The following is an 18,389-nucleotide window of genomic DNA, read 5'->3' on the forward strand; positions in this document are numbered from 1 at the left end:
GATGAGGAGGTCCGGGGCACCGCTTCTGCGGCCGGGTGCGTGACTAGGATCACGGGAGATCCGGCCGTCGCCGGACGATGCGGGAGGTGGAGTGTCGTGGACAAGGTCGTCGCGAGCGCGGCCGACGCGGTTGCCGACATCACGAGCGGCTCGACGCTCGCGGTCGGCGGTTTCGGGTTGTGCGGCATCCCGTCGGTGCTGATCGACGCGCTGCTGGAGACCGACGTGACCGACCTGGAGGCGGTGTCGAACAACTGCGGCGTCGACGAGTGGGGGCTCGGCCGGCTGCTGTTCGCGAAGCGGCTGCGGCGGATGGTGTCGTCGTACGTCGGAGAGAACAAGGAGTTCGCCCGGCAGTACCTGCACGGCGAGCTCGAGGTCGAGCTGACCCCGCAGGGCACGCTCGCCGAGCGGATGCGGGCCGGCGGCTCGGGCATCGCGGCGTTCTTCACCGCGACCGGCGGCGGCACCCAGGTCGCCGAGGGCGGGCTGCCGTGGAGGTACGACACCGAGGGCAACGTGATCGTCTCGAGCCCGCCGAAGGAGACGCGGACGTTCGGGGGCCGGGAGTACGTGCTGGAGGAGGCGATCGTCGCGGACTTCGGTCTGGTGCGGGCCTGGAAGGGCGACCGGCACGGCAACCTCGTCTATCGCGACTCCGCGCGCAACTTCAACCCGCTGGCGGCGATGTGCGGGCGGGTCACGATCGCCGAGGTCGAGCACCTGGTCGAGCCCGGCGAGATCGACCCGAACAACGTGCACACGCCCGGGGTGTTCGTGCAGCGGGTGGTGGCTTTGAGCCCGGCGCAGGCGGCGGACAAGCGGATCGAGAAGGCAACGGTCCGGGAGCGTCCGCAGGAAGCAGGTGCGTGATGGCCTGGACTCGTGAGCAGATGGCCGCGCGTGCGGCCTCCGAGCTGACCGACGGGTCGTACGTCAACCTCGGGATCGGGCTGCCGACGCTGGTCCCGAACTACGTCGCTGAGGACGTCGAGCTGGTGCTGCAGTCGGAGAACGGCATCCTCGGGGTCGGGCCCTACCCCTACGCCGGTGAGGAGGATGCCGACCTGATCAACGCCGGGAAGGAGACGGTGACGATCAGGCGGGGCGCGTCGTTCTTCGACTCGGCCACCTCGTTCGGGATGATCCGTGGTGGCAAGATCGACGCCGCGATCCTCGGGGCGATGCAGGTCTCGGCGACCGGTGACATCGCGAACTGGATGATCCCCGGCAAGATGGTCAAGGGCATGGGCGGGGCGATGGACCTCGTCCACGGCGCGAAGCGGGTGATCGTGCTGATGGAGCACGTCGCCCGCGACGGGTCCTACAAGATCGTCGACGAGTGCTCGCTGCCCTACACCGGCCGGGCCGTGGTCCAGCGGATCATCACCGACCTGTGCGTGATCGACGTCCGACCCGACGGGCTGCACCTGGTCGAGCTCGCCCCGGACATCACCGAGGACGAGGTCCGCGAGAAGACAGAGCCCGTCCTCAGCTGACGTCGGCCAGGGCGCGGACCACCTCGGGCCAGACGATCGAGCCGGGCTCGATCAGCTCGTAGTGCCCGCCGGGCACCTCCTCGAGTCGCACCCAGGGGTGTCGTCGCACGAGCCCGCGGCTGAGCGAGACCGGGACTGTGTCGTCGTCGACCCCGTGCACGATCCGGATCTCGACGCCCGGCCTCTCGTCGAGGAGCACCATCGGGTCTGCCACGTCCGGGTCGCTGTCGCCGAGGAACGAGCGCGCCGCGTCGCTGCCGAGCCGCAGCCGGAGCGCCTCACGGAGGTCGCAGACGGGCGCGAGCCCGACCACCCGGTCGACGGGGATGCCTCGGGTCGCCAGCCAGAGCGCCAGGTGCCCGCCTGCGGAATGGCCGGTCACCCGCAGCGTCCCGACCTCTCGACCGATGCCGGCGAGCAGCTCGGGCAGCCGCGTGGCCGCCAGGTGCACGTCCGCCCCAGTGCGCGGCCAGCCGCCGGCGCCGCCGGGGCCGACGCGCCGGTACTCCGGGATGACGACCTGGAAGCCCGCTGCGGCGAGCGCGACCGCCATCGGCCGGGTGTGCGTCCGGTCGTAGGCCGTCTTCCAGAAGCCGCCGTGCAGCAGGAGCACGGTGACTCCGTTCGCTCGCTCCGGGAGGTGCACGTCGAGAAGGCCATCCTCGTGATCGGCGTACCGGAGCACCGCGTCGGGCAGGTCGGCGGGGACGATCACCGGGCGATCGTAGGCCGGTGCGCCGGAGGCTAGAGTCGCCGCATGGACAAGTGGGAGTACATGACCGCGCCGGTGCTGGTCCACGCGACCAAGCAGATCCTCGACAACTTCGGTGCCGACGGCTGGGAGCTGGTCCAGGTCGTCCCGGGCATGAACCCGGAGAACCTGGTGGCCTACTTCAAGCGCCCGCTGGCATGAGCGAGCGCAGCGAGCGACGGTCCGACGCTGCGACTCCCGAGGAGCGGCTTGCCGAGCTCGGCCTGAGCGTGCCGGAGGTGGCGGCGCCGGTCGCGGCGTACATCCCCGCGATCCGCAGCGGTGACCTGGTCTTCACCTCCGGGCAGCTGCCGATGCGCGAGGGCCAGCTGATGGCGACCGGGAAGGTCGGCGGCGAGGTCACCCAGGAAGAGGCCGTGGCGTGCGCCCGGCAGTGCGGGCTCAACGCGCTCGCCGCCATCCGGGCGGAGATCGGCGAGCTGTCCGCGATCAAGCGGGTCGTGAAGTTGGTCGCGTTCGTCGCCTCCACGCCGGACTTCACCGGACAGCCCCTCGTCGCCAACGGCGTGTCCGAGCTGCTCGGCGACGTGTTCGGTGACGTCGGCCGGCACGCCCGGTCGGCGGTCGGCGTACCGGTGCTGCCGCTGGACGCCCCGGTCGAGGTCGAGCTGGTCGTGGAGGTCTGAGCGCAGTGGCCGGCCTCGTCCACCTCCCGGAGGAGTTCGCCGTCCAGGCCGCCGCGTTCGCCGACGGCTCGAAGACGCCTGCCGAGCCCCGCGATGCCGCCACCGTCGTGCTGCTCCGCCGGGGAGCCGGCGGGCCGGAGCTCTACCTCCTGCGCCGGCACGTGTCGATGGAGTTCGCCGGCGGGATGTGCGTGTTCCCGGGCGGGGGCGTCGACCCCCGCGACTTCGACCACTCCGTCGGCTGGGCCGGGCCGTCGCCCGCCGAGTGGGCCGCGCGGCTCGGCACCGACGAGGCGAAGGCCAGGGCGCTGGTCTGCGCCGCCGTCCGCGAGACCTTCGAGGAGTCCGGGGTGCTGCTGGCCGGGCAGTCGGCCGGATCGGTCGTCGCCGACACGACGGGGGAGGACTGGGAGACCGATCGGGCGGCGCTCGAGAGCCGAGAGCTGCCGATGACCGAGCTCCTCGAGCGCCGCGGGCTCGTGCTGCGGACCGACCTCCTCGGCGCCTGGGCGGGCTGGCTCACGCCCGTCTTCGAGCCGAAGCGCTACCGCACCTGGTTCTTCGTCGCCGAGCTGCCCGAAGGTCAGCGCACCCGCGACGTCTCCACGGAGTCCGACCAGGTGGTCTGGCTGCCGGCGATCAAGGCCGTCGAGCAGGCAGAGGCCCGCGAGATCCTGATGCTGCCGCCGACCTACATCACCAGCCTCGACGTCAGCCAGTACGCCGACCCGCAGGCCGTGATCGACGCCGCCTCCGGGCGTCGGGTGGAGATGTTCTGCCCGGCCGTCGAGGAGGACGCCGGTGGCGGCTTCACGCTCTCCCGGCCGCCGCAGGCCGATGAGCTGCTGGAGCGGCGCGCGAAGACGGCGACCTGGGGCTCCCGCTCGTGAGCGACCCGTCGCCGAGCTGGACCGGAGGGTCGGTCGGTGCGCGCGGCACCTGCGTGCTCGCCCCCAACGCGAACATGATGACGCTGGACGGCACCAACACCTGGGTGCTGCGCGAGCCCGGCGCCCGGCGTGCGGTGGTGATCGATCCCGGTCCTCCCGACCCGGCGCACCTGAGCGCCGTCGAGCAGGCGGCCGGGCCGGTCGGCGTGGTGCTGCTGACCCACCACCACCTCGACCACTCGGAGTCGGCGAAGGAGTTCGCGGCACGACTCGGCTGCGGCGTGCGGGCGCTCGACCCGGCGTACCGGCTGGGGGACGAGGGCCTGCGCGACGGAGACGTGGTCGAGGTCGACGGCCTGGAGATCCGCGTGGTCGGCACGCCCGGGCACACCGCGGACTCCCTGTCCTTCCTGCTGCCGGCCGAGCAGTCGGTCCTCACGGGCGACACCGTCCTCGGTCGCGGGACCACCGTCGTGGCGCACCCGGACGGTCAGCTGGGGGCCTACCTGGACTCCCTCGACCGGCTGCACGCGCTGGCCGACTCACACGAGGTGGAGTCGATCTGGCCGGGCCACGGCCCGGTGATCCACAACGCGCTCGGCGCGCTCGACTACTACATCGCGCACCGTCACGAGCGCCTCGACCAGGTGCGGGCCGCACTCGAGCAGCTCGCCGCCGAGCCGCACCCCGAGGGTGTCGCCGCCGACGAGCTCCCCCGCCGGGTCGTCGAGATCGTCTACACCGATGTCGACCCGGTGCTCTGGGGCGCCGCCGAGCTCTCGGTCCGCGCCCAGCTCGCCCACCTCCAGGCTCGTTGAGTTGGGCCTCCCTGCCCGTCGAGTTGGGAGAGCCTGACCGTCGAGTTGGATGAGGCCGCCCGTACGGCGTCGCCCTCTTCCCTCCACACCGGTCTCATCGGGGCTTCCGTCAACAACTGCGGAGGCGACCGTTGCCTCGGTTGAGCTCCTCCCGAACCGTTCGGTCATGCGCCTCGACGACCTTCCCCCGACGCCCTTCACCACGGCTGGAGCCCGTGAGCTCGGCATCTCCGGCAAACAGCTGACCGGTGCTGTGCGCAACCAGCTGGTCCGTCGGGTGCTGCAGGGCGTGTACCTGCGTGCCGACCAGGCGGACTCGGTCGAGAACCGGGCGGCGTGCGCAGCGCTGGTGATCGCGCCCGGGTCCGTCCTGCGTGACCGCACAGCAGCCTGGCTGCACGGCGTGGACGTCCTCACTCATCCCGAGCACGAGGTCATGCCGCCCCTCGAGACGTGTGTGGTGCGCTTCCGCTGCCCATCCGATCGGCGCGGTGTCGACGGCGGCACCCGTGACCTGGCGCCTGAGGACATCATGGTGATCCACGGCGTGCGCGTCACGACCCCACTGCGCACGGCGCTCGATCTCGGCTGCAACCTGCGTCGTCGTGATGCGCTGGCGGCGCTCGACCAGTTCATGTGCGGGTTCGGGCTGAGCCGCGAGGAGTACGCCGCCGCAGCGGTGCGCTTCTTCCGCCGCCGCGGCGTGGTCCAGCTGCGGCGACTGATCCCACTCGCCGATCCCCGTGCCGAGTCGCCCCGCGAGTCGTGGACCCGGCTCGAGATCATCGACGCAGGTCTGCCGGCGCCGGAGCTGCAGTTCTGGATCGAGATCGACGGGGTGCCGACGTACCGGCTGGATCTGGCCTATCCCCGGCACCGCATCGTCATCGAGTACGACGGCGAGGAGTTCCACGACCGCAACGAGGGGCAGCGGCAGCGTGACCGCGAACGGCGCGAGTGGCTCGAGGAGAACGGTTGGACGGTCGTTGTCGTCAGGCGGGGCGACTTCACCGGCGCGGGCCTCGACCGCTGGCTCGCCGAGCTGCGGGCGGCCTTGAGGCCGGCGTACAGCAACCGTCGGTGGTGAAGTCCGAACTGGACGGGCAGGGACTCCCGACGGTCAGGGACTCCCGATTGGACGGGCAGGGACTCCCAACTCGACGGTCAGGGACTCCCAACTCAACGGGCGCGGCGCTTCATCCGTTCGACGTCCATGATGACCACCGAGCGGGGCTCGAGGCGGAGCCAGCCGCGGGAGGCGAAGTCGGCGAGGGCCTTGTTGACGGTCTCGCGGGAGGCGCCGACGAGCTGGGCGAGCTCCTCCTGGGTGAGGTCGTGGTGGACGTGGACGCCGTCGTCGGCGGTGCGGCCGAACCGGTCCGCGAGGTCCAGCAGCGCCTTCGCGACCCGCCCGGGCACGTCCGAGAACACCAGGTCGGCGTTCACGTCGTTGGCCTTCCGGAGCCGACCGGCGATCTGGGAGAGCAGTCCGAGGGCGACGGCGGGCCGGCCCTCGAGCCAGCGCATGAGGTCGTCGTGGGAGAGCGCGAGCAGGGTCGTCTCGGTGACGGCGGTGACCGTGGCCGAGCGCGGTCCGGGATCGAAGAGCGAGAGCTCGCCGAACATCTGACCCGGGCCGAGGATCGCCAGCAGGTTCTCGCGGCCGTCCGACGAGGTGCGCCCGAGCTTCACCTTGCCGTCGGTGACCACGTACAGCTTGTCGCCGGAGTCGCCCTCGTGGAAGAGCACCTCACCGCGACGGAGCCGCGCCTCGGTCATCGACGAGCGCAGCGCCATGGCCGCCTCGTCGTCGAGGGCGCCGAAGAGCGGTGCCTGGCGCAATACGTCGTTGTCCACGGCCAATCCTTCCAATGGTCAGCCCTTCCACCATCAGGGCAGCCAGCAAAGCCGGCCGCCCCGGTGTTTCAGGTCACAGTCTGTCCCATCGACGCGCTCCACGTCACGGCGCCCTGCCCTCGGTGGCCCTGGGAGGTGGCCCTGAGATCGGCCCCGAGATCCTCACGTGCGCCCGCGTACTCTTCTGCTCGTGCCCAAGACAGCCCCGGCAGCGACCGCCGCGACCGGCCTCGACACCGGACTGGTCAGGCGCGCCCGCAAGGTCGACCGGGTCCTGGCACAGGCCTACCCCGAGGCCACGATCGAGCTCGACTTCGACGACCCCTTCCAGCTTCTCGTGGTCACGGTGCTCAGCGCCCAGACCACCGACCGGCGCGTCAACGCGGTGCGGCCCACGCTCTTCGCGGCGTACCCGGACCCGAAGTCCATGGCCGCGGCGCCGCGCGAGGATCTCGAGCGGATCATCGGGCCGCTCGGCTTCTTCCGCGCCAAGACCGACGCTCTGCTGAAGCTCTCCGCTGCGCTCGTCGAGAGGTACGACGGACAGGTGCCGCCGCGCCTGGACGACCTGGTGACGCTGCCCGGGGTCGGCCGCAAGACCGCGAACGTGGTGCTCGGCAACGGGTTCGGCATCCCCGGCATCACCGTCGACACGCACTTCGGGCGGCTGGCCCGTCGGCTCGGCTGGACCGCGGAGGCCGACCCGGTGAAGGTCGAGCACGAGGTCGGCGCCCTGTTCCCCAAGAGCGACTGGACGATGCTCAGCCACCACCTGATCTGGCACGGTCGCCGCGTCTGCCACGCCAAGAAGCCGGCCTGCGGCGCGTGCACGGTGGCCCGGTGGTGCCCGTCGTTCGGCGAGGGACCGACCGACCCGGAGGCGGCCGCGAAGCTGGTGAAGACGCAGGGGCCCGCGTGAGGAAGGCGGCGCTCGCGCTCGTCGTCGCCCTGCTCGCGACCGGGTGCTCGAGCGGGACCCCCGCGCCGACGGCCGGCCCGTCCGACCGGCTGCCCGAGGTCTCGCTGGCGAGCCTCACCGGCGGTGCGGCGGTCGATCTCGGCCGGCTGCGCGGCCCGGCCGTGGTGAACCTCTGGGCCCAGTGGTGCAAGCCGTGCCGCCGCGAGCTGCCCATCTACGAGTCGTTCTACCAGCGCCACCACGCCCAGGTCTCGGTGCTCGGAGTCGACTGGCAGGACGTGCAGGCAGGGCGCGCCCGCCAGCTGGCGAAGGACTCCGGCCTCACCTATCCCCTGGTCGTCGACCGCGAGCCGGCGATCCGCGGCCGGTTCCTTCCCAAGCTGGTTCTCGTCGACGCCGACGGGCGCATCGCCTACGAGGAGTACGTCGAGATCAAGTCCCTCGCCCAGCTCGAGGCGCTCGTCGAGAAGCACCTGGGAGTGACGCTGTGAGCGACGTACCGCCGTGGCTCGCGACGATCCGCGACGCCGCGTTGACGATCACCGGCAAGGACCTCACGGCGTTCCTGCCGCCCGAGGACGCCGGTGCGCGACCTGGCGCCGTGCTGATGCTCTTCGGCGAGGGTGACCACGGTCCGGACCTGCTGCTCACCGAGCGCGCCCACGACATGCGGTCGCACCCGGGCCAGGTGTCCTTCCCCGGCGGCTCGGTCGACGAGACCGACGAGTCCCCGGTGGCGGCCGCCCTGCGCGAGGCCGAGGAGGAGGTCGGCGTCGACCCGGCCGGCGTCGAGGTCCTGGCCACGCTGCCGGAGCTGTGGTTGCCGCCGAGCAACTTCGCGGTGACCCCCGTGCTCGCCTGGTGGCGTGAGGAGTCGCCGATCGGGGTGGTCGATCCCCGAGAGGTGCACGCCGTCCTCCGAGTCCCCATCGCGGAGCTGCTCGACCCGGCACACCGCGTCATGGTCACCCATCCCTCGGGGTACTCGAGCCCGGGCTTCCTCATCGGCGACTCGAAGGACCTGATCCTGTGGGGATTCACGGCCGGGCTCATCAACCGGCTGTTCGACTTCGTCGGCCTCACCCGGGAGTGGGACACGTCGGTGACGCACACGCTGCCCGGTTACATGCTCGGCATACGACAGGATTGACCCGGCGGCCACGGGTCTGGACAGGCTCGACCAACGGGCCATGACTGAAGGTGACGATGAACCTGCTCGACTGGTGCCTGGTGGTCATCGTCATCGCCTACGCGCTCTCCGGCTACTGGCAGGGCTTCATCACCGGCGCGTTCGCCACCATCGGCCTTCTCCTGGGCGGGCTGCTCGGCATCTGGCTGGCGCCCCACCTGCTGGGCGACGCCGACCCGTCCCTGTGGGTGTCGCTCACCGCCCTGTTCGCCGTCCTGGTCTGCGCCTCGTTCGGCCAGGCCGTGCTCCAGTACGCCGGCACGCGGATGCGCGACCAGATCACCTGGCAGCCGGTCCGGGCCCTCGACGCGGTGGGCGGAGCCGTCCTCAGCGTCGTCGCGGTGCTGATCGTCACCTGGATGCTCGGCGTCGCCGTCAGCGGGTCGCGGATCCCCGGCATCGGCCCGATGGTCCGCGACTCCAAGGTGCTCACCTCGGTCAACGACGTGATGCCGTCGGCCGCCCAGGGCGTGCTGCGCCAGTTCGACCGCGTCGTCGGGTCGAGCTTCTTCCCGCGCTACCTCGAGCCGTTCGCGCCCGAGCGGATCATCGACGTCAGCCCGGCGCCCGGCAACGTGGTGCACGATCCCGAGGTCCAGAAGGCCGAGCTGAGCGTCTTCAAGATCCGCGGCAACAACCGCTGCGGCGACGGCATCGAGGGCACCGGGTTCCTCTACTCGCCGCACCGGCTGATGACCAACGCCCACGTGGTCGCCGGGGTCACCGACCCGACCGTGCGGGTCGGCACCCGCAACGTCGACGCGAAGGTCGTCTACTACAACTCCGACATCGACATCGCGGTCCTCGACGTCGACATCGACGGTCCGGTCGTCCACTTCGACGACAGCGGTGAGGCCAAGGAGCCAGGGGTGATCCTCGGCTACCCCAACGACGGTCCGTTCGACGCGCAGCCGGCGCGGATCCGGGCGCAGCAGCGGCTGCGGTCGCCGGACATCTACGGTCGCGGCACCGTGACGCGCGAGGTGTTCTCCGTGCGTGGCCTGGTGCGACCGGGCAACTCCGGCGGACCGCTGGTCTCCCGTTCCGGCGAGGTGCTCGGGGTGATCTTCGCGGCCTCGGTCAGCGACAAGCAGACCGGCTACGCGCTGACCGCCGACCAGGTCGGGCAGGCGGCCGCCCAGGGGCTCAGCGCGACCGACCAGGTGTCCAGCGGCAACTGCGCCTGAGCGGGCGCGCTCAGCCCTTGTGCATCAGCGCGCGCGGGGTGTCCGAGGCCTGCGCCATGGTGCGCTCAGGAGCGTGGACCTTGCGGACCTTCCGGTAGCCGATGAGGCCGAGCAGGCCGGCGAGCAGCAGGTAGCCGCCGAACACGATCAGGAAGCACCAGGCCAGGTCGAGGTCGGTCATGTGGATGAAGAACGCGATCGCGATCGAGACCATGATGATCGCGAGCAGCGAGATGAAGCCGGCGAGCAGGAACAGCACGACCGCCATGCCGCCGGCGCGCACGCTGATCCGCAGCTCGGACTTGGCGAGCTCGATGAAGTTCCGGGCGAGCGTGCCGAAGTCGTCGAACGCATCGACGACGAGCTTGCCGATCGTCGGCTCGTGCTCGTCGAGCGGCTCGCGGTGTGCCATGCGCGGAGTTCCCTTCGTGCCTTCGGTGGGCTGCTTCGGCGAGCGGTTTCCCGACTCGTTCTCGACTCTGGGCACCCTATCGTCACGACGAGCCGTGCACCCGGTTGCGTCGTCCGAGGACCAGAACGGCGAGCAGCCCGGCCAGCAGCGATCCTGCGAGTACGCCGGCCTTGGCATCCTCCGCGCGGGTCCCGGCGAACGACAGGTCCGCGACGAGCAGCGAGACCGTGAAGCCGACGCCCCCGAGCAGGGCGAGGCCCGCGATGTCGCGCCAGCCGAGCTCCGGGTCGAGCTCGGCCCGGGTGAACCGTGCGACCGTCCACGCGCCGAGAAGGATCCCGAGCGGCTTGCCGACGACCAGACCGAGCACCACGCCGAGCACGATCGGGTCGGTCACCAGGTCACCGCCGCCGTCGAGCACGACGCCCGCGCTCATCAGCGCGAAGAAGGGGACCGCGACCGCCGAGCTGACCGGTGAGACCCGGTGCTCGAGTCGTTCGGCCGGCGACGCGTCCTCGTCCGCGTCCGGGACCACCCGGGTGAGCAGGCCGAGCACCACGCCCGCGATCGTGGCGTGCACGCCACTCTCGTGGAGGAACCACCAGCCGGCGCCGGCGAGCGGCAGGTACACCAGCGCGCTGTGCACGCGCAGCCGCTGACAGCCGGCGTACACCGCGAAGATCGCGAAAGCGACACCGAGCGCTGCGAAGTCCAGGGTGTCGGTGTAGAAGACGGCGATGATGGCGATCACGATGAGGTCGTCGACCACGGCGAGGGTCAGCAGGAAGACCCGCATCTGCGTGGGCAACGCCGACCCGACGACGGCGAGCACGGCGAGCGCGAAGGCGATGTCCGTGGCCGACGGGATCGCCCAGCCGGCGAGGTTGTCGGTGCCGGCGTTCGCCGCGACGTACACCAGCGCCGGCAGCGCCACACCACAGATTGCGGCGACCACCGGGATCGCAGCGTCGGCGGGCCGGCGCAGGGAGCCCACCAGGAACTCACGCTTGAGCTCGAGCCCCGCCAGGAAGAAGAAGACCGCGAGCGCGCCGTCGGCCGCCCAGTGCTCGACGTCGAGCGGGCCGACCTGGGCAGACCGCAGCGAGTGGTAGGACCCCGCATCCACGTTCGCCCAGACCAGGGCGATCGCGGCCGCCACCAGCGCAACACCACCGCCCACGGTCTCCGAGCGCAGCAGCCGGCCGACGAAGCCCGACTCCCGGGGCTCGGGCATCGGGAACAGGCGTGTCCGGCCGCGGGCGATGATCATGGGTCCTCCCGGGTGTGGAACAATCGGCAGTGTTGGAGGGGAGTATTCCTTCGCGGCGGCATCGTCATCACGGGCACTCGTGCCCCGGGGCCGTCGGCCCGGCCGGGTTCAGCACCTCGGACCGGCGGGCGGGAGAGACCTCCGGACCATGACCGTGCGCTCACGCGCAGCACTACTCGGCGTCCGGAGGACCTGTGCACGTCTCGCCCCTCGTCTGGTGGCTCACCATCGGCATCACCACCGCCCTGCTCGTCTTCGACGTCTTCGTGATCGGCCGGAGGCCGCACGAGCCGAGCCGCCGCGAGGTGGTGCTCGCCCTCGTCGGGTTCGTCGGCCTGGCCGTCGCCTTCGGCATCGGGGTCTTCGTCTTCTCCGGCAGCCGCTACGGCACCGAGTTCTTCGCCGGCTGGCTCACGGAGTACTCGCTCTCGGTCGACAACCTGTTCATCTTCCTCATCATCATGAGCAAGTTCGGCGTGCCGCGGGCGTACCAGCAGACGGCACTGCTGATCGGAATCGTGATCGCGCTGGTCATGCGCGGGGTCTTCATCGCCGTCGGGGCGGCCGCGATCGACAACTTCAGCTGGGTGTTCTACCTCTTCGGCCTCTTCCTGGTCTACACGGCGGTCAAGCTCGCCCGCGAAGGCGCGGAGGACGAGGACGACTACGAGGAGAGCGCGCTGGTGAGGTGGGTCGGACGGCACCTCCCCGCGACCTCCGAGTGGCAGGGCACCAAGTCGTTCGCGCGGGTCGCGGGCCGGCGAGTGATCACCCCGATGTTCCTGGTGGTCGTCGCCCTCGGCACGACCGACCTGCTGTTCGCGCTCGACTCGATCCCGGCGATCTACGGGCTCACCAACGAGCCGTACCTGGTCATGACCGCCAACATCTTCGCGCTGATGGGGCTGCGGCAGCTGTACTTCCTGATCGGCGGCCTGCTCGAGCGGCTGGTCTACCTCTCCTACGGGCTGGCGTTCCTGCTCGGGTTCATCGGCGTGAAGCTGGTCCTGCACGCGCTGCACCAGAACGAGGTGCCCTTCATCAACGGCGGCGACCACGTCGGCTGGGCGCCCGACATCCCGATCTGGCTGTCCCTGGTGGTGATCGTGGGCACACTGGCCGTCACGACGCTGCTCAGCCTGGTCGCCTCCAGCCGGATGGACGCCACCACCCGGGACGAGGCGACCGGTCCGCGGGGCCACTGAGGGCCCACCGGGACTCGGGAGTTTTCCGGCCAAATCGCCCTAACCTCAGGCGGACCCGGTCGTTGTCCTGTCCATGGAGTGGATCCAGCGCAACCCGAAGAAGGCCGCCGGTCTCACGGCGCTCGCCGTGCTCGTCGTGATCGTCCTGGTCTGGGGCATGTCCGGCGGCTCCGGTACGCCGTCCGGCGGGTCGACTCCCGGGGCGCCGCTGGCCACGCCGACGGCAACCCCGACCCACGAGCTCTCGGTGCTGCCGACCCCGTCGTCGCCGGCCACCGGTGCCAGCGACGTCCTGCAGGCGCTGACCGCGAACGGCTCGTTCGACTCCAAGTCGTTCGGGAAGCCCTCCGGCTCCTCGCAGAGCCTGACCCGGCACCACGTGACCGTCACTGCCCAGTCCGACGCGCCCCTGATGGCCGTGGGCTGGTGGATCCCCTTCGCGGACGGGGCGCGCACCGGGTCGGACACGAGTGGTTCGCGTTCCTTCCACCACTCCGACGGAACCTACGGCGACGCGGACCTCGCGCGCATCCTCGCCTACGGCGGCCCGTACTCCAAGAAGACCTGGTGCACCATCACCGTCGACGGGAAGGTCACCGAGCGCCAGGAGGCCGCCGGCCCCTACGCCAAGGTCTTCTGCCAGGGCTGAGTCACTCCTCTCCGCCCGCGGCGCCCTGGAGCCCGCTCTGGATCAGGTCCATCACCGTGCTGTCCGCGAGGGTGGTGACGTCGCCGACCTCACGCTTCTCGGCGACGTCGCGGAGCAGCCGACGCATGATCTTGCCCGAGCGGGTCTTCGGCAGCTCGGCGACCACCATGATCTGGCGCGGCTTCGCGATCGCGCCGATCTCCTTGGCGACGTGGTTGCGCAGCTCCTGGACGATGTCCGCGCCGCCGTCGCCCGCCGACTCCCTCAGGATGACGAACGCGCAGACGGCCTGACCGGTCATCTCGTCGGTCGCACCCACCACGGCGGCCTCGGCGACCTTGGGGTGGGAGACCAGCGCCGACTCGATCTCGGTGGTCGAGAGCCGGTGGCCGGAGACGTTCATGACGTCGTCGACCCGACCGAGCACCCAGATGTCGCCGTCCTCGTCCTTCTTCGCGCCGTCGCCGGCGAAGTACATGCCCTTGAAGCGCGACCAGTAGGTCTCCTTGAAGCGCTGATCGTCACCCCAGAGCGTGCGCAGCATCGACGGCCACGGCTCCTTGATCACCAGGTAGCCCCCGGACCCGTCGGGGACCGACTGGCCCTCGTCGTTGACCACGTCGGCCACCACGCCCGGGATCGGCGTCATCGCCGACCCAGGCTTCGCGGAGGTCACGCCGGGCAGCGGGCTGATCATGATCGCGCCGGTCTCGGTCTGCCACCAGGTGTCGACGACGGGTGTGCGGCCGCCGCCGATGGTCTCGCGGTACCAGACGTAGGCCTCCGGGTTGATCGGCTCACCGACCGAGCCGAGCAGCCGCAGCGAGGACATGTCGAACTTCGCGGGGACGTCGTCGCCCCACTTCATGAACGTCCGGATCGCCGTCGGCGCCGTGTAGAAGATCGTGACGCCGTACTTCTCGATGATCTCCCACCACCGGCCCTTGTGCGGGCTGTCCGGGGTGCCTTCGTACATCACCGACGTGGCCTGGTTCGCCAGCGGTCCGTAGACCATGTACGAGTGCCCCGTCACCCAGCCGATGTCGGCGGTGCACCAGTACACGTCGGTCTCGGGCTTGAGGTCGAAGACGCCCCAGTGCGTGTACGCGCTCCCGACCAGGTAGCCGCCGGTGGTGTGCAGGATGCCCTTCGGCTTCCCGGTCGTGCCCGAGGTGTACATCACGTAGAGCGGGTGCTCGGCGTCGAAGAACTCGCACTGGTGCTCGGTCGACGCCGAGTCGACGACGTCGTGCCACCAGACGTCGCGCTCGTCCGTCCACTCGACGTCCTGCCCGGTACGACGCACGACCAGGACCTTGCTCACCGTGTGGCCCGCCTTCTCGGAGATCGTGCAGGCCTCGTCGACCGCCGGCTTCAGCGCAGATGGGGCGCCGCGCCGGTAGCCGCCGTCGGAGGTGACCACCACCTTCGCGTCGCAGTCCTCGAGCCGGCTGGCCAGCGCCTCGGCGGAGAATCCGCCGAAGACGACCGTGTGCGGCGCACCCAGCCGGGCGCAGGCGAGCATCGTCACCACGGTCTCGGGGATCATCGGCATGTAGATCGCCACCCGGTCGCCGGTCTGAACGCCCAGCTCGGTCAGCGCGTTCGCCGCCCTGCACACCTCGTCCTTGAGCTCGGCGTAGGTGATGTCCCGGGTGTCGTCGGCGGGCTCGCCGACCCAGTGGAAGGCGACCTTGTCGCCCGCGCCGGCCTCGACGTGCCGGTCGACGCAGTTGTACGCCGCGTTGAGCTTGCCGCCGACGAACCACTTCGCGAACGGCGGGTCGTCCCAGTCGAGCACGCGCTCCCACCGGGTCTCCCACGACAGCCGGTCGGCCTGCTTCTCCCAGAAGCCGAGCCGGTCCGCCTCCGCGTCGGCGTACGCCGTCTCGGTGAGGTTCGCGTGGGCCGCGAGCTCGGCGGGCGGGTCGAAGTGACGCTCTTCGCGGGACAGGTTCGACAGCGTCTCGGACTGCTCGGTCACTTGCACTCCTCGGGAACTTTGGGTCAGGGGCCGGCCACGGGCTCTCTTGCCAGCCTAGAGGCGCATCCTCCCGGCGACGAGGGCCGCCGGGAGGATGCAACACGTCTTGAGGTTGCGTCCGGGTTGCAACCTCGTCGGGTCAGTGCAGGATCGCTCCCTCCGCCCCGGCTCCGGTGAACGCCCGGACCTCGAGCTCGGTGTAGCGGTCCTCTGCCTCGGGCTCCTTCGAGGTGATCGTGCCGAGCCAGCCGAGGAGGAACCCGAGCGGGATCGAGACGATGCCCGGGTTCTCGAGCGGGAACCAGGAGATGTCGACGCTCGTCGGCAGCAGCGAGAGGTTCTTCCCCGCAGGGTCGACGCCCTTGCCCGACACCACCGGGGAGAAGATCACCAGCCCCACCGACGAGATCAGGCCGCCGTAGATGGCCCACACCGCGCCACGGGTGTTGAACCTGCGCCAGAAGAGGTTGTAGATCAGCGACGGCAGGTTCGCCGACGCGGCGACCGCGAACGCCAGGGCTACCAGGAACGCGATGTTGAGCTTCTGCGCCGGGATCGCGAGGGCGATCGCGATGGCGCCGATCACCAGGGCGGCGACCCGCGCCACGTTGACCTCGTCCTTCTCCGAGGCCGAACCGCGCTTGAACACGGTGGCGTACAGGTCGTGCGCGACCGACGACGCCGAGGTGAGGGTCAGGCCGGCGACGACGGCGAGAATGGTCGCGAACGCCACGGCGGCGATCAAGGCCAGCAGGATCGCGCCGCCGTCGGTGCCGTGGCCGCCGCCGACCTCCTCGGCGAGCAACGGTGATGCGAGGTTGCCGCCGGACGTGGCCACCTGGCTGCCCGGACCCGTGTCCAGCAGCGCTGCGGCACCGAAGCCGAGGGCGAGCGTCATCAGGTAGAAGCTGCCGATCAGGCCGATCGCCCAGAGCACCGACTTCCGCGCGACCTTCGCGGACGGCACGGTGTAGAAGCGGATCAGGATGTGCGGCAGCCCGGCGGTACCGAGCACGAGCGCCAGCCCGAGCGACAGGAAGTCGATCTTGCTGGTCGTCGTCGCGCCGTACTTGAGGCCGGGCTGCAGGAACGCCTCGCCCTTGCCGGTGTGCGTCGAGGCGGTGTGCAGCATGTCGGAGATGTTGAAGTTGAACTTGGCGAGCACCAGCACGGTGATCAGGACCGTGCCGCTCATCAGCAGCACGGCCTTGACGATCTGGATCCAGGTGGTGCCCTTCATGCCACCGACGGTGACGTAGAAGATCATCAGGGCGCCGACACCGACGATGGTGAGCGCCTTGAGCGTCCCGTTGGTCACGTCGAGGAGCAGCGCGACCAGTGCGCCGGCACCGACCATCTGGGCGAGCAGGTAGAAGATCGACACGACCACGGTCGAGGTCGCGGCCGCCGTGCGCACCGGTCGTTGCCGCATCCGGAACGCGAGCTGGTCGGCCATCGTGTAGCGGCCGGAGTTCCGGAGCAGCTCCGCGACGAGCAGGAGCGCCACCAGCCAGGCGACCAGGAAGCCGATCGAGTACAGGAAGCCGTCGTACCCGTTGAGAGCGATCAGTCCGGAGATGCCCAGGAACGACGCCGCGGACATGTAGTCCCCGGAGACCGCCATGCCGTTCTGGAAGCCGGTGAAGGTGCGTCCGCCGGCGTAGTAGTCGGTGGCGCCGGAGGTCTGGCGGCTTGCCCAGAACGTGATCGCGATGGTGACCGCCACGACCGTCAGGAAGAGCACGGCGGACAGGGTGTGTGAACTCATCGCGTGCGCTCCTCGTTGTAGCGGACGTCGAGCTCGTGCGCGAGGTCGTCGACCTGGTTGTTCATGTGCCGCGCGTAGAGCCCGGCGATCAGGAACGTGGACACGAACTGGAGCAGCCCGAAGATCAGGGCGACGTTGACGTGGCCGAAGACGCGGTGGCTCATGACGTCGTGGGCCCAGTTCGACATCAGCACGTACAGCAGGTACCAGCCCAGGAAGATCGCGGTCGCCGGGATCACGAACATCCCGGTACGCCGGCGCACCTCCTGGAACTCGGCTGTCTCGGCGAGCCGGTCGTAGACCGGATCATGGCGCGCGGCCTGACCCCGCGCCTCGAGGTCGCCCGGACTGGATGAGTGGGTGGTCATGTCAGCACCTCCGGTGTGTGGACGGCCATGCGTGTGATGACCGTCACGTCACGCAGGAAGTGCCCCGGACCGACACCGGTCAATCCTCGCGAGGCGCGTCGGAGCGCTAGCTGAAGTCGATGAGGACGGTGCCGGGGTCGTCGTCGGGGTCGGACGGCAGCGGTAGCCGGCCGATCCCGTCGGAGACCCGAGGAACCGGCGGTGGCGTGCGATGGCGGACCACCGCGCGGTAGCAGCGCGTGATGTAGGGCAGCTGCATGCCGTCGGGCCCGCGCCCGTAGTCGTCGTACAGGGCGCCCACGCGGGTGAGCAGCTCGTCGCGCTGGGCGTCCTCCAGCAGCGCGACGTAGGAGCGGGACCGGACCAGGTCGAAGAGCTCGTCACGGCGCAGCGCTTGCCAGAACCGGAACTCCTGGCTGTCCACGTCCCCGAAGTGCTCGGAGTCCGCCGCCGGGTCGGCGAGGTCGGCGCGGTTGTCCGAGCTGCCGATGATCTTGCCCAGCTTGCGCACCCAGGGGATCGCCTCGTCGCGGGCGTTCCAGACCAGCGCGAGCACGCCGCCGGGGCGAAGGACGCGCGCGATCTCCGGCAGCGCGACCTCGTGGTCGAACCAGTGGAACGACTGCGCGCAGACCACCACGTCGGCCGCGCAGGAGGCGACCGGGATCTGCTCGGCGGTCGCGACCGCGGTCCTGGCTGCGGGCACCCGGGCCCGGAGGTGCACGAGCATCTCGCTCAGCGGGTCGGTGGCGACCACGTCGTGGCCCGCGGCGACCAGCAGCTCGGTCAGCTTGCCGGTGCCCGCGCCGAGCTCGACGACCGTCGATCGCTGGCTGCCGACCAGCCAGCCGACCGCGTCCTGCGGGTACGACGGCCGCGCCCGGTCATAGGCCTGCGACACCGTGGCGAAGGACAGTGCGTGGCCGCGCGTCGTGCTGCCGTCCTCAGGGCTCATCGTGTCCCAGGGCGCCTTGGT

21 protein-coding genes are annotated in these 18,389 nt (G+C 70.6%); 13 read left to right on the forward strand and 8 right to left on the reverse strand.

All coding sequences use genetic code 11. The features are described from left to right. Positions 1 to 96 precede the first annotated feature (96 nt). Both ACVW00_RS21785 and ACVW00_RS21790 read left to right on the forward strand, forming a co-directional pair. On the forward strand, positions 97 to 873 hold the full coding sequence (locus ACVW00_RS21785) for a CoA transferase subunit A (RefSeq protein ID WP_457112984.1): 777 nt from the start codon (positions 97 to 99) through the stop codon (positions 871 to 873). Further along, positions 873 to 1,499, forward strand: coding sequence for a CoA transferase subunit B (locus tag ACVW00_RS21790; RefSeq protein ID WP_457112985.1), 627 nt, complete (start codon positions 873 to 875; stop codon positions 1,497 to 1,499). The genes ACVW00_RS21785 and ACVW00_RS21790 overlap by 1 nt, the downstream gene beginning before the upstream one ends. Here the strand turns inward: ACVW00_RS21790 and ACVW00_RS21795 are convergent. Further along, positions 1,492 to 2,214, reverse strand: a complete 723-nt coding sequence (locus ACVW00_RS21795) for an alpha/beta hydrolase (protein ID WP_457112986.1) — start codon at positions 2,212 to 2,214, stop codon at positions 1,492 to 1,494. The two genes, ACVW00_RS21790 and ACVW00_RS21795, sit on opposite strands and share 8 nt — an antisense overlap. Positions 2,215 to 2,256: 42 nt before the next feature. Between ACVW00_RS21795 and ACVW00_RS21800 the strand changes: the two genes are divergently transcribed. The 5 genes from ACVW00_RS21800 (at position 2,257) to ACVW00_RS21820 (ending at position 5,692) form a co-directional block, all read left to right on the forward strand. Next, positions 2,257 to 2,412, forward strand: a complete 156-nt coding sequence (locus tag ACVW00_RS21800) for a DUF4177 domain-containing protein (protein ID WP_457112987.1) — start codon at positions 2,257 to 2,259, stop codon at positions 2,410 to 2,412. After that, positions 2,409 to 2,897, forward strand: coding sequence for a RidA family protein (locus ACVW00_RS21805; protein WP_457112988.1), 489 nt, complete (start codon positions 2,409 to 2,411; stop codon positions 2,895 to 2,897). Before ACVW00_RS21800 ends, ACVW00_RS21805 begins: the two co-directional genes overlap by 4 nt. A 5-nt stretch (positions 2,898 to 2,902) precedes the next feature. Beyond that, positions 2,903 to 3,787: an NUDIX hydrolase gene (locus tag ACVW00_RS21810; RefSeq protein ID WP_457112989.1), complete on the forward strand. Its 885-nt coding sequence runs from the start codon at positions 2,903 to 2,905 to the stop codon at positions 3,785 to 3,787. Then, a complete protein-coding gene (locus ACVW00_RS21815) occupies positions 3,784 to 4,605 on the forward strand; it encodes an MBL fold metallo-hydrolase (RefSeq protein ID WP_457112990.1) in 822 nt (273 codons plus the stop codon). Before ACVW00_RS21810 ends, ACVW00_RS21815 begins: the two co-directional genes overlap by 4 nt. A gap of 166 nt (positions 4,606 to 4,771) precedes the next feature. Next, positions 4,772 to 5,692, forward strand: a complete 921-nt coding sequence (locus ACVW00_RS21820; protein WP_457112991.1) for a DUF559 domain-containing protein — start codon at positions 4,772 to 4,774, stop codon at positions 5,690 to 5,692. Between the two features lie 92 nt (positions 5,693 to 5,784). Here ACVW00_RS21820 and ACVW00_RS21825 read toward each other — a convergent pair whose 3' ends face one another. Further along, the gene (locus ACVW00_RS21825) at positions 5,785 to 6,462 is read right to left on the reverse strand and encodes a Crp/Fnr family transcriptional regulator (RefSeq protein ID WP_457112992.1); all 678 of its coding nucleotides are present in this window, start codon (positions 6,460 to 6,462) and stop codon (positions 5,785 to 5,787) included. 190 nt (positions 6,463 to 6,652) lie between these two features. On the opposite strand from ACVW00_RS21825, the gene nth reads away from it, so the two are divergent. Genes nth through ACVW00_RS21845 form a run of 4 tightly spaced genes read left to right on the forward strand, consistent with a single transcriptional unit; the run spans position 6,653 to position 9,757 of the window. Then, the gene (gene nth, locus ACVW00_RS21830; protein WP_457112993.1) at positions 6,653 to 7,381 is read left to right on the forward strand and encodes an endonuclease III; all 729 of its coding nucleotides are present in this window, start codon (positions 6,653 to 6,655) and stop codon (positions 7,379 to 7,381) included. After that, the gene (locus ACVW00_RS21835) at positions 7,378 to 7,872 is read left to right on the forward strand and encodes a TlpA family protein disulfide reductase (RefSeq protein WP_457112994.1); all 495 of its coding nucleotides are present in this window, start codon (positions 7,378 to 7,380) and stop codon (positions 7,870 to 7,872) included. The genes nth and ACVW00_RS21835 overlap by 4 nt, the downstream gene beginning before the upstream one ends. After that, positions 7,869 to 8,531 (forward strand): NUDIX hydrolase, encoded by a 663-nt coding sequence (locus ACVW00_RS21840; protein WP_457112995.1) that lies wholly within the window; start codon positions 7,869 to 7,871, stop codon positions 8,529 to 8,531. Before ACVW00_RS21835 ends, ACVW00_RS21840 begins: the two co-directional genes overlap by 4 nt. Positions 8,532 to 8,587: 56 nt before the next feature. Then, positions 8,588 to 9,757 carry a MarP family serine protease gene (locus ACVW00_RS21845; protein WP_457112996.1) on the forward strand — a complete coding sequence of 390 codons (1,170 nt, stop codon included), beginning with the start codon at positions 8,588 to 8,590 and terminating at the stop codon, positions 9,755 to 9,757. Between the two features lie 10 nt (positions 9,758 to 9,767). Here the strand turns inward: ACVW00_RS21845 and ACVW00_RS21850 are convergent, their stop codons facing one another. After that, the gene (locus tag ACVW00_RS21850; protein ID WP_457112997.1) at positions 9,768 to 10,169 is read right to left on the reverse strand and encodes a phage holin family protein; all 402 of its coding nucleotides are present in this window, start codon (positions 10,167 to 10,169) and stop codon (positions 9,768 to 9,770) included. A gap of 82 nt (positions 10,170 to 10,251) precedes the next feature. Further along, entirely contained in the window at positions 10,252 to 11,439 is a 1,188-nt protein-coding gene (gene nhaA / locus ACVW00_RS21855) for a Na+/H+ antiporter NhaA (protein WP_457112998.1), read from the reverse strand. Between the two features lie 194 nt (positions 11,440 to 11,633). Between nhaA and ACVW00_RS21860 the strand changes: the two genes are divergently transcribed. Next, positions 11,634 to 12,644, forward strand: coding sequence for a TerC family protein (locus tag ACVW00_RS21860; RefSeq protein WP_457112999.1), 1,011 nt, complete (start codon positions 11,634 to 11,636; stop codon positions 12,642 to 12,644). Between the two features lie 73 nt (positions 12,645 to 12,717). Then, positions 12,718 to 13,293, forward strand: coding sequence for a hypothetical protein (locus tag ACVW00_RS21865; protein WP_457113000.1), 576 nt, complete (start codon positions 12,718 to 12,720; stop codon positions 13,291 to 13,293). Between the two features lies 1 nt (position 13,294). On the opposite strand, the gene acs is transcribed toward ACVW00_RS21865, so the two are convergent. The 4 genes from acs to ACVW00_RS21885 form a co-directional block, all read right to left on the reverse strand. Then, positions 13,295 to 15,277 (reverse strand): acetate--CoA ligase, encoded by a 1,983-nt coding sequence (gene acs, locus ACVW00_RS21870; protein WP_457113001.1) that lies wholly within the window; start codon positions 15,275 to 15,277, stop codon positions 13,295 to 13,297. A 139-nt stretch (positions 15,278 to 15,416) separates the two neighbouring features. Further along, a complete protein-coding gene (locus ACVW00_RS21875) occupies positions 15,417 to 17,045 on the reverse strand; it encodes a solute symporter family protein (protein WP_457113002.1) in 1,629 nt (542 codons plus the stop codon). Then, the gene (locus tag ACVW00_RS21880; RefSeq protein WP_457113003.1) at positions 17,042 to 17,413 is read right to left on the reverse strand and encodes a DUF485 domain-containing protein; all 372 of its coding nucleotides are present in this window, start codon (positions 17,411 to 17,413) and stop codon (positions 17,042 to 17,044) included. Before ACVW00_RS21880 ends, ACVW00_RS21875 begins: the two co-directional genes overlap by 4 nt. Before the next feature lie 106 nt (positions 17,414 to 17,519). Continuing rightward, a complete protein-coding gene (locus ACVW00_RS21885) occupies positions 17,520 to 18,368 on the reverse strand; it encodes a class I SAM-dependent methyltransferase (protein WP_457113004.1) in 849 nt (282 codons plus the stop codon). Positions 18,369 to 18,389 lie beyond the last annotated feature (21 nt).

The sequence above is a fragment of the Marmoricola sp. URHA0025 HA25 genome (assembly GCF_054059435.1).

Bases quoted from the DNA above. Each gene is read 5' to 3' on its own strand.
- ACVW00_RS21845 (WP_457112996.1), top strand. From the start codon at position 8,588: ATGAACCTGCTCGACTGGTGCCTGGTGGTCATCGTCATCGCCTACGCG.
- ACVW00_RS21790 (WP_457112985.1), top strand. From the start codon at position 873: ATGGCCTGGACTCGTGAGCAGATGGCCGCGCGTGCGGCCTCCGAGCTG.
- ACVW00_RS21880 (WP_457113003.1), bottom strand. From the start codon at position 17,413: ATGACCACCCACTCATCCAGTCCGGGCGACCTCGAGGCGCGGGGTCAG.
- ACVW00_RS21865 (WP_457113000.1), top strand. From the start codon at position 12,718: ATGGAGTGGATCCAGCGCAACCCGAAGAAGGCCGCCGGTCTCACGGCG.
- ACVW00_RS21820 (WP_457112991.1), top strand. From the start codon at position 4,772: ATGCGCCTCGACGACCTTCCCCCGACGCCCTTCACCACGGCTGGAGCC.
- ACVW00_RS21800 (WP_457112987.1), top strand. From the start codon at position 2,257: ATGGACAAGTGGGAGTACATGACCGCGCCGGTGCTGGTCCACGCGACC.
- nhaA (WP_457112998.1), bottom strand. From the start codon at position 11,439: ATGATCATCGCCCGCGGCCGGACACGCCTGTTCCCGATGCCCGAGCCC.
- ACVW00_RS21885 (WP_457113004.1), bottom strand. From the start codon at position 18,368: ATGAGCCCTGAGGACGGCAGCACGACGCGCGGCCACGCACTGTCCTTC.
- ACVW00_RS21875 (WP_457113002.1), bottom strand. From the start codon at position 17,045: ATGAGTTCACACACCCTGTCCGCCGTGCTCTTCCTGACGGTCGTGGCG.
- ACVW00_RS21805 (WP_457112988.1), top strand. From the start codon at position 2,409: ATGAGCGAGCGCAGCGAGCGACGGTCCGACGCTGCGACTCCCGAGGAG.
- ACVW00_RS21850 (WP_457112997.1), bottom strand. From the start codon at position 10,169: ATGGCACACCGCGAGCCGCTCGACGAGCACGAGCCGACGATCGGCAAG.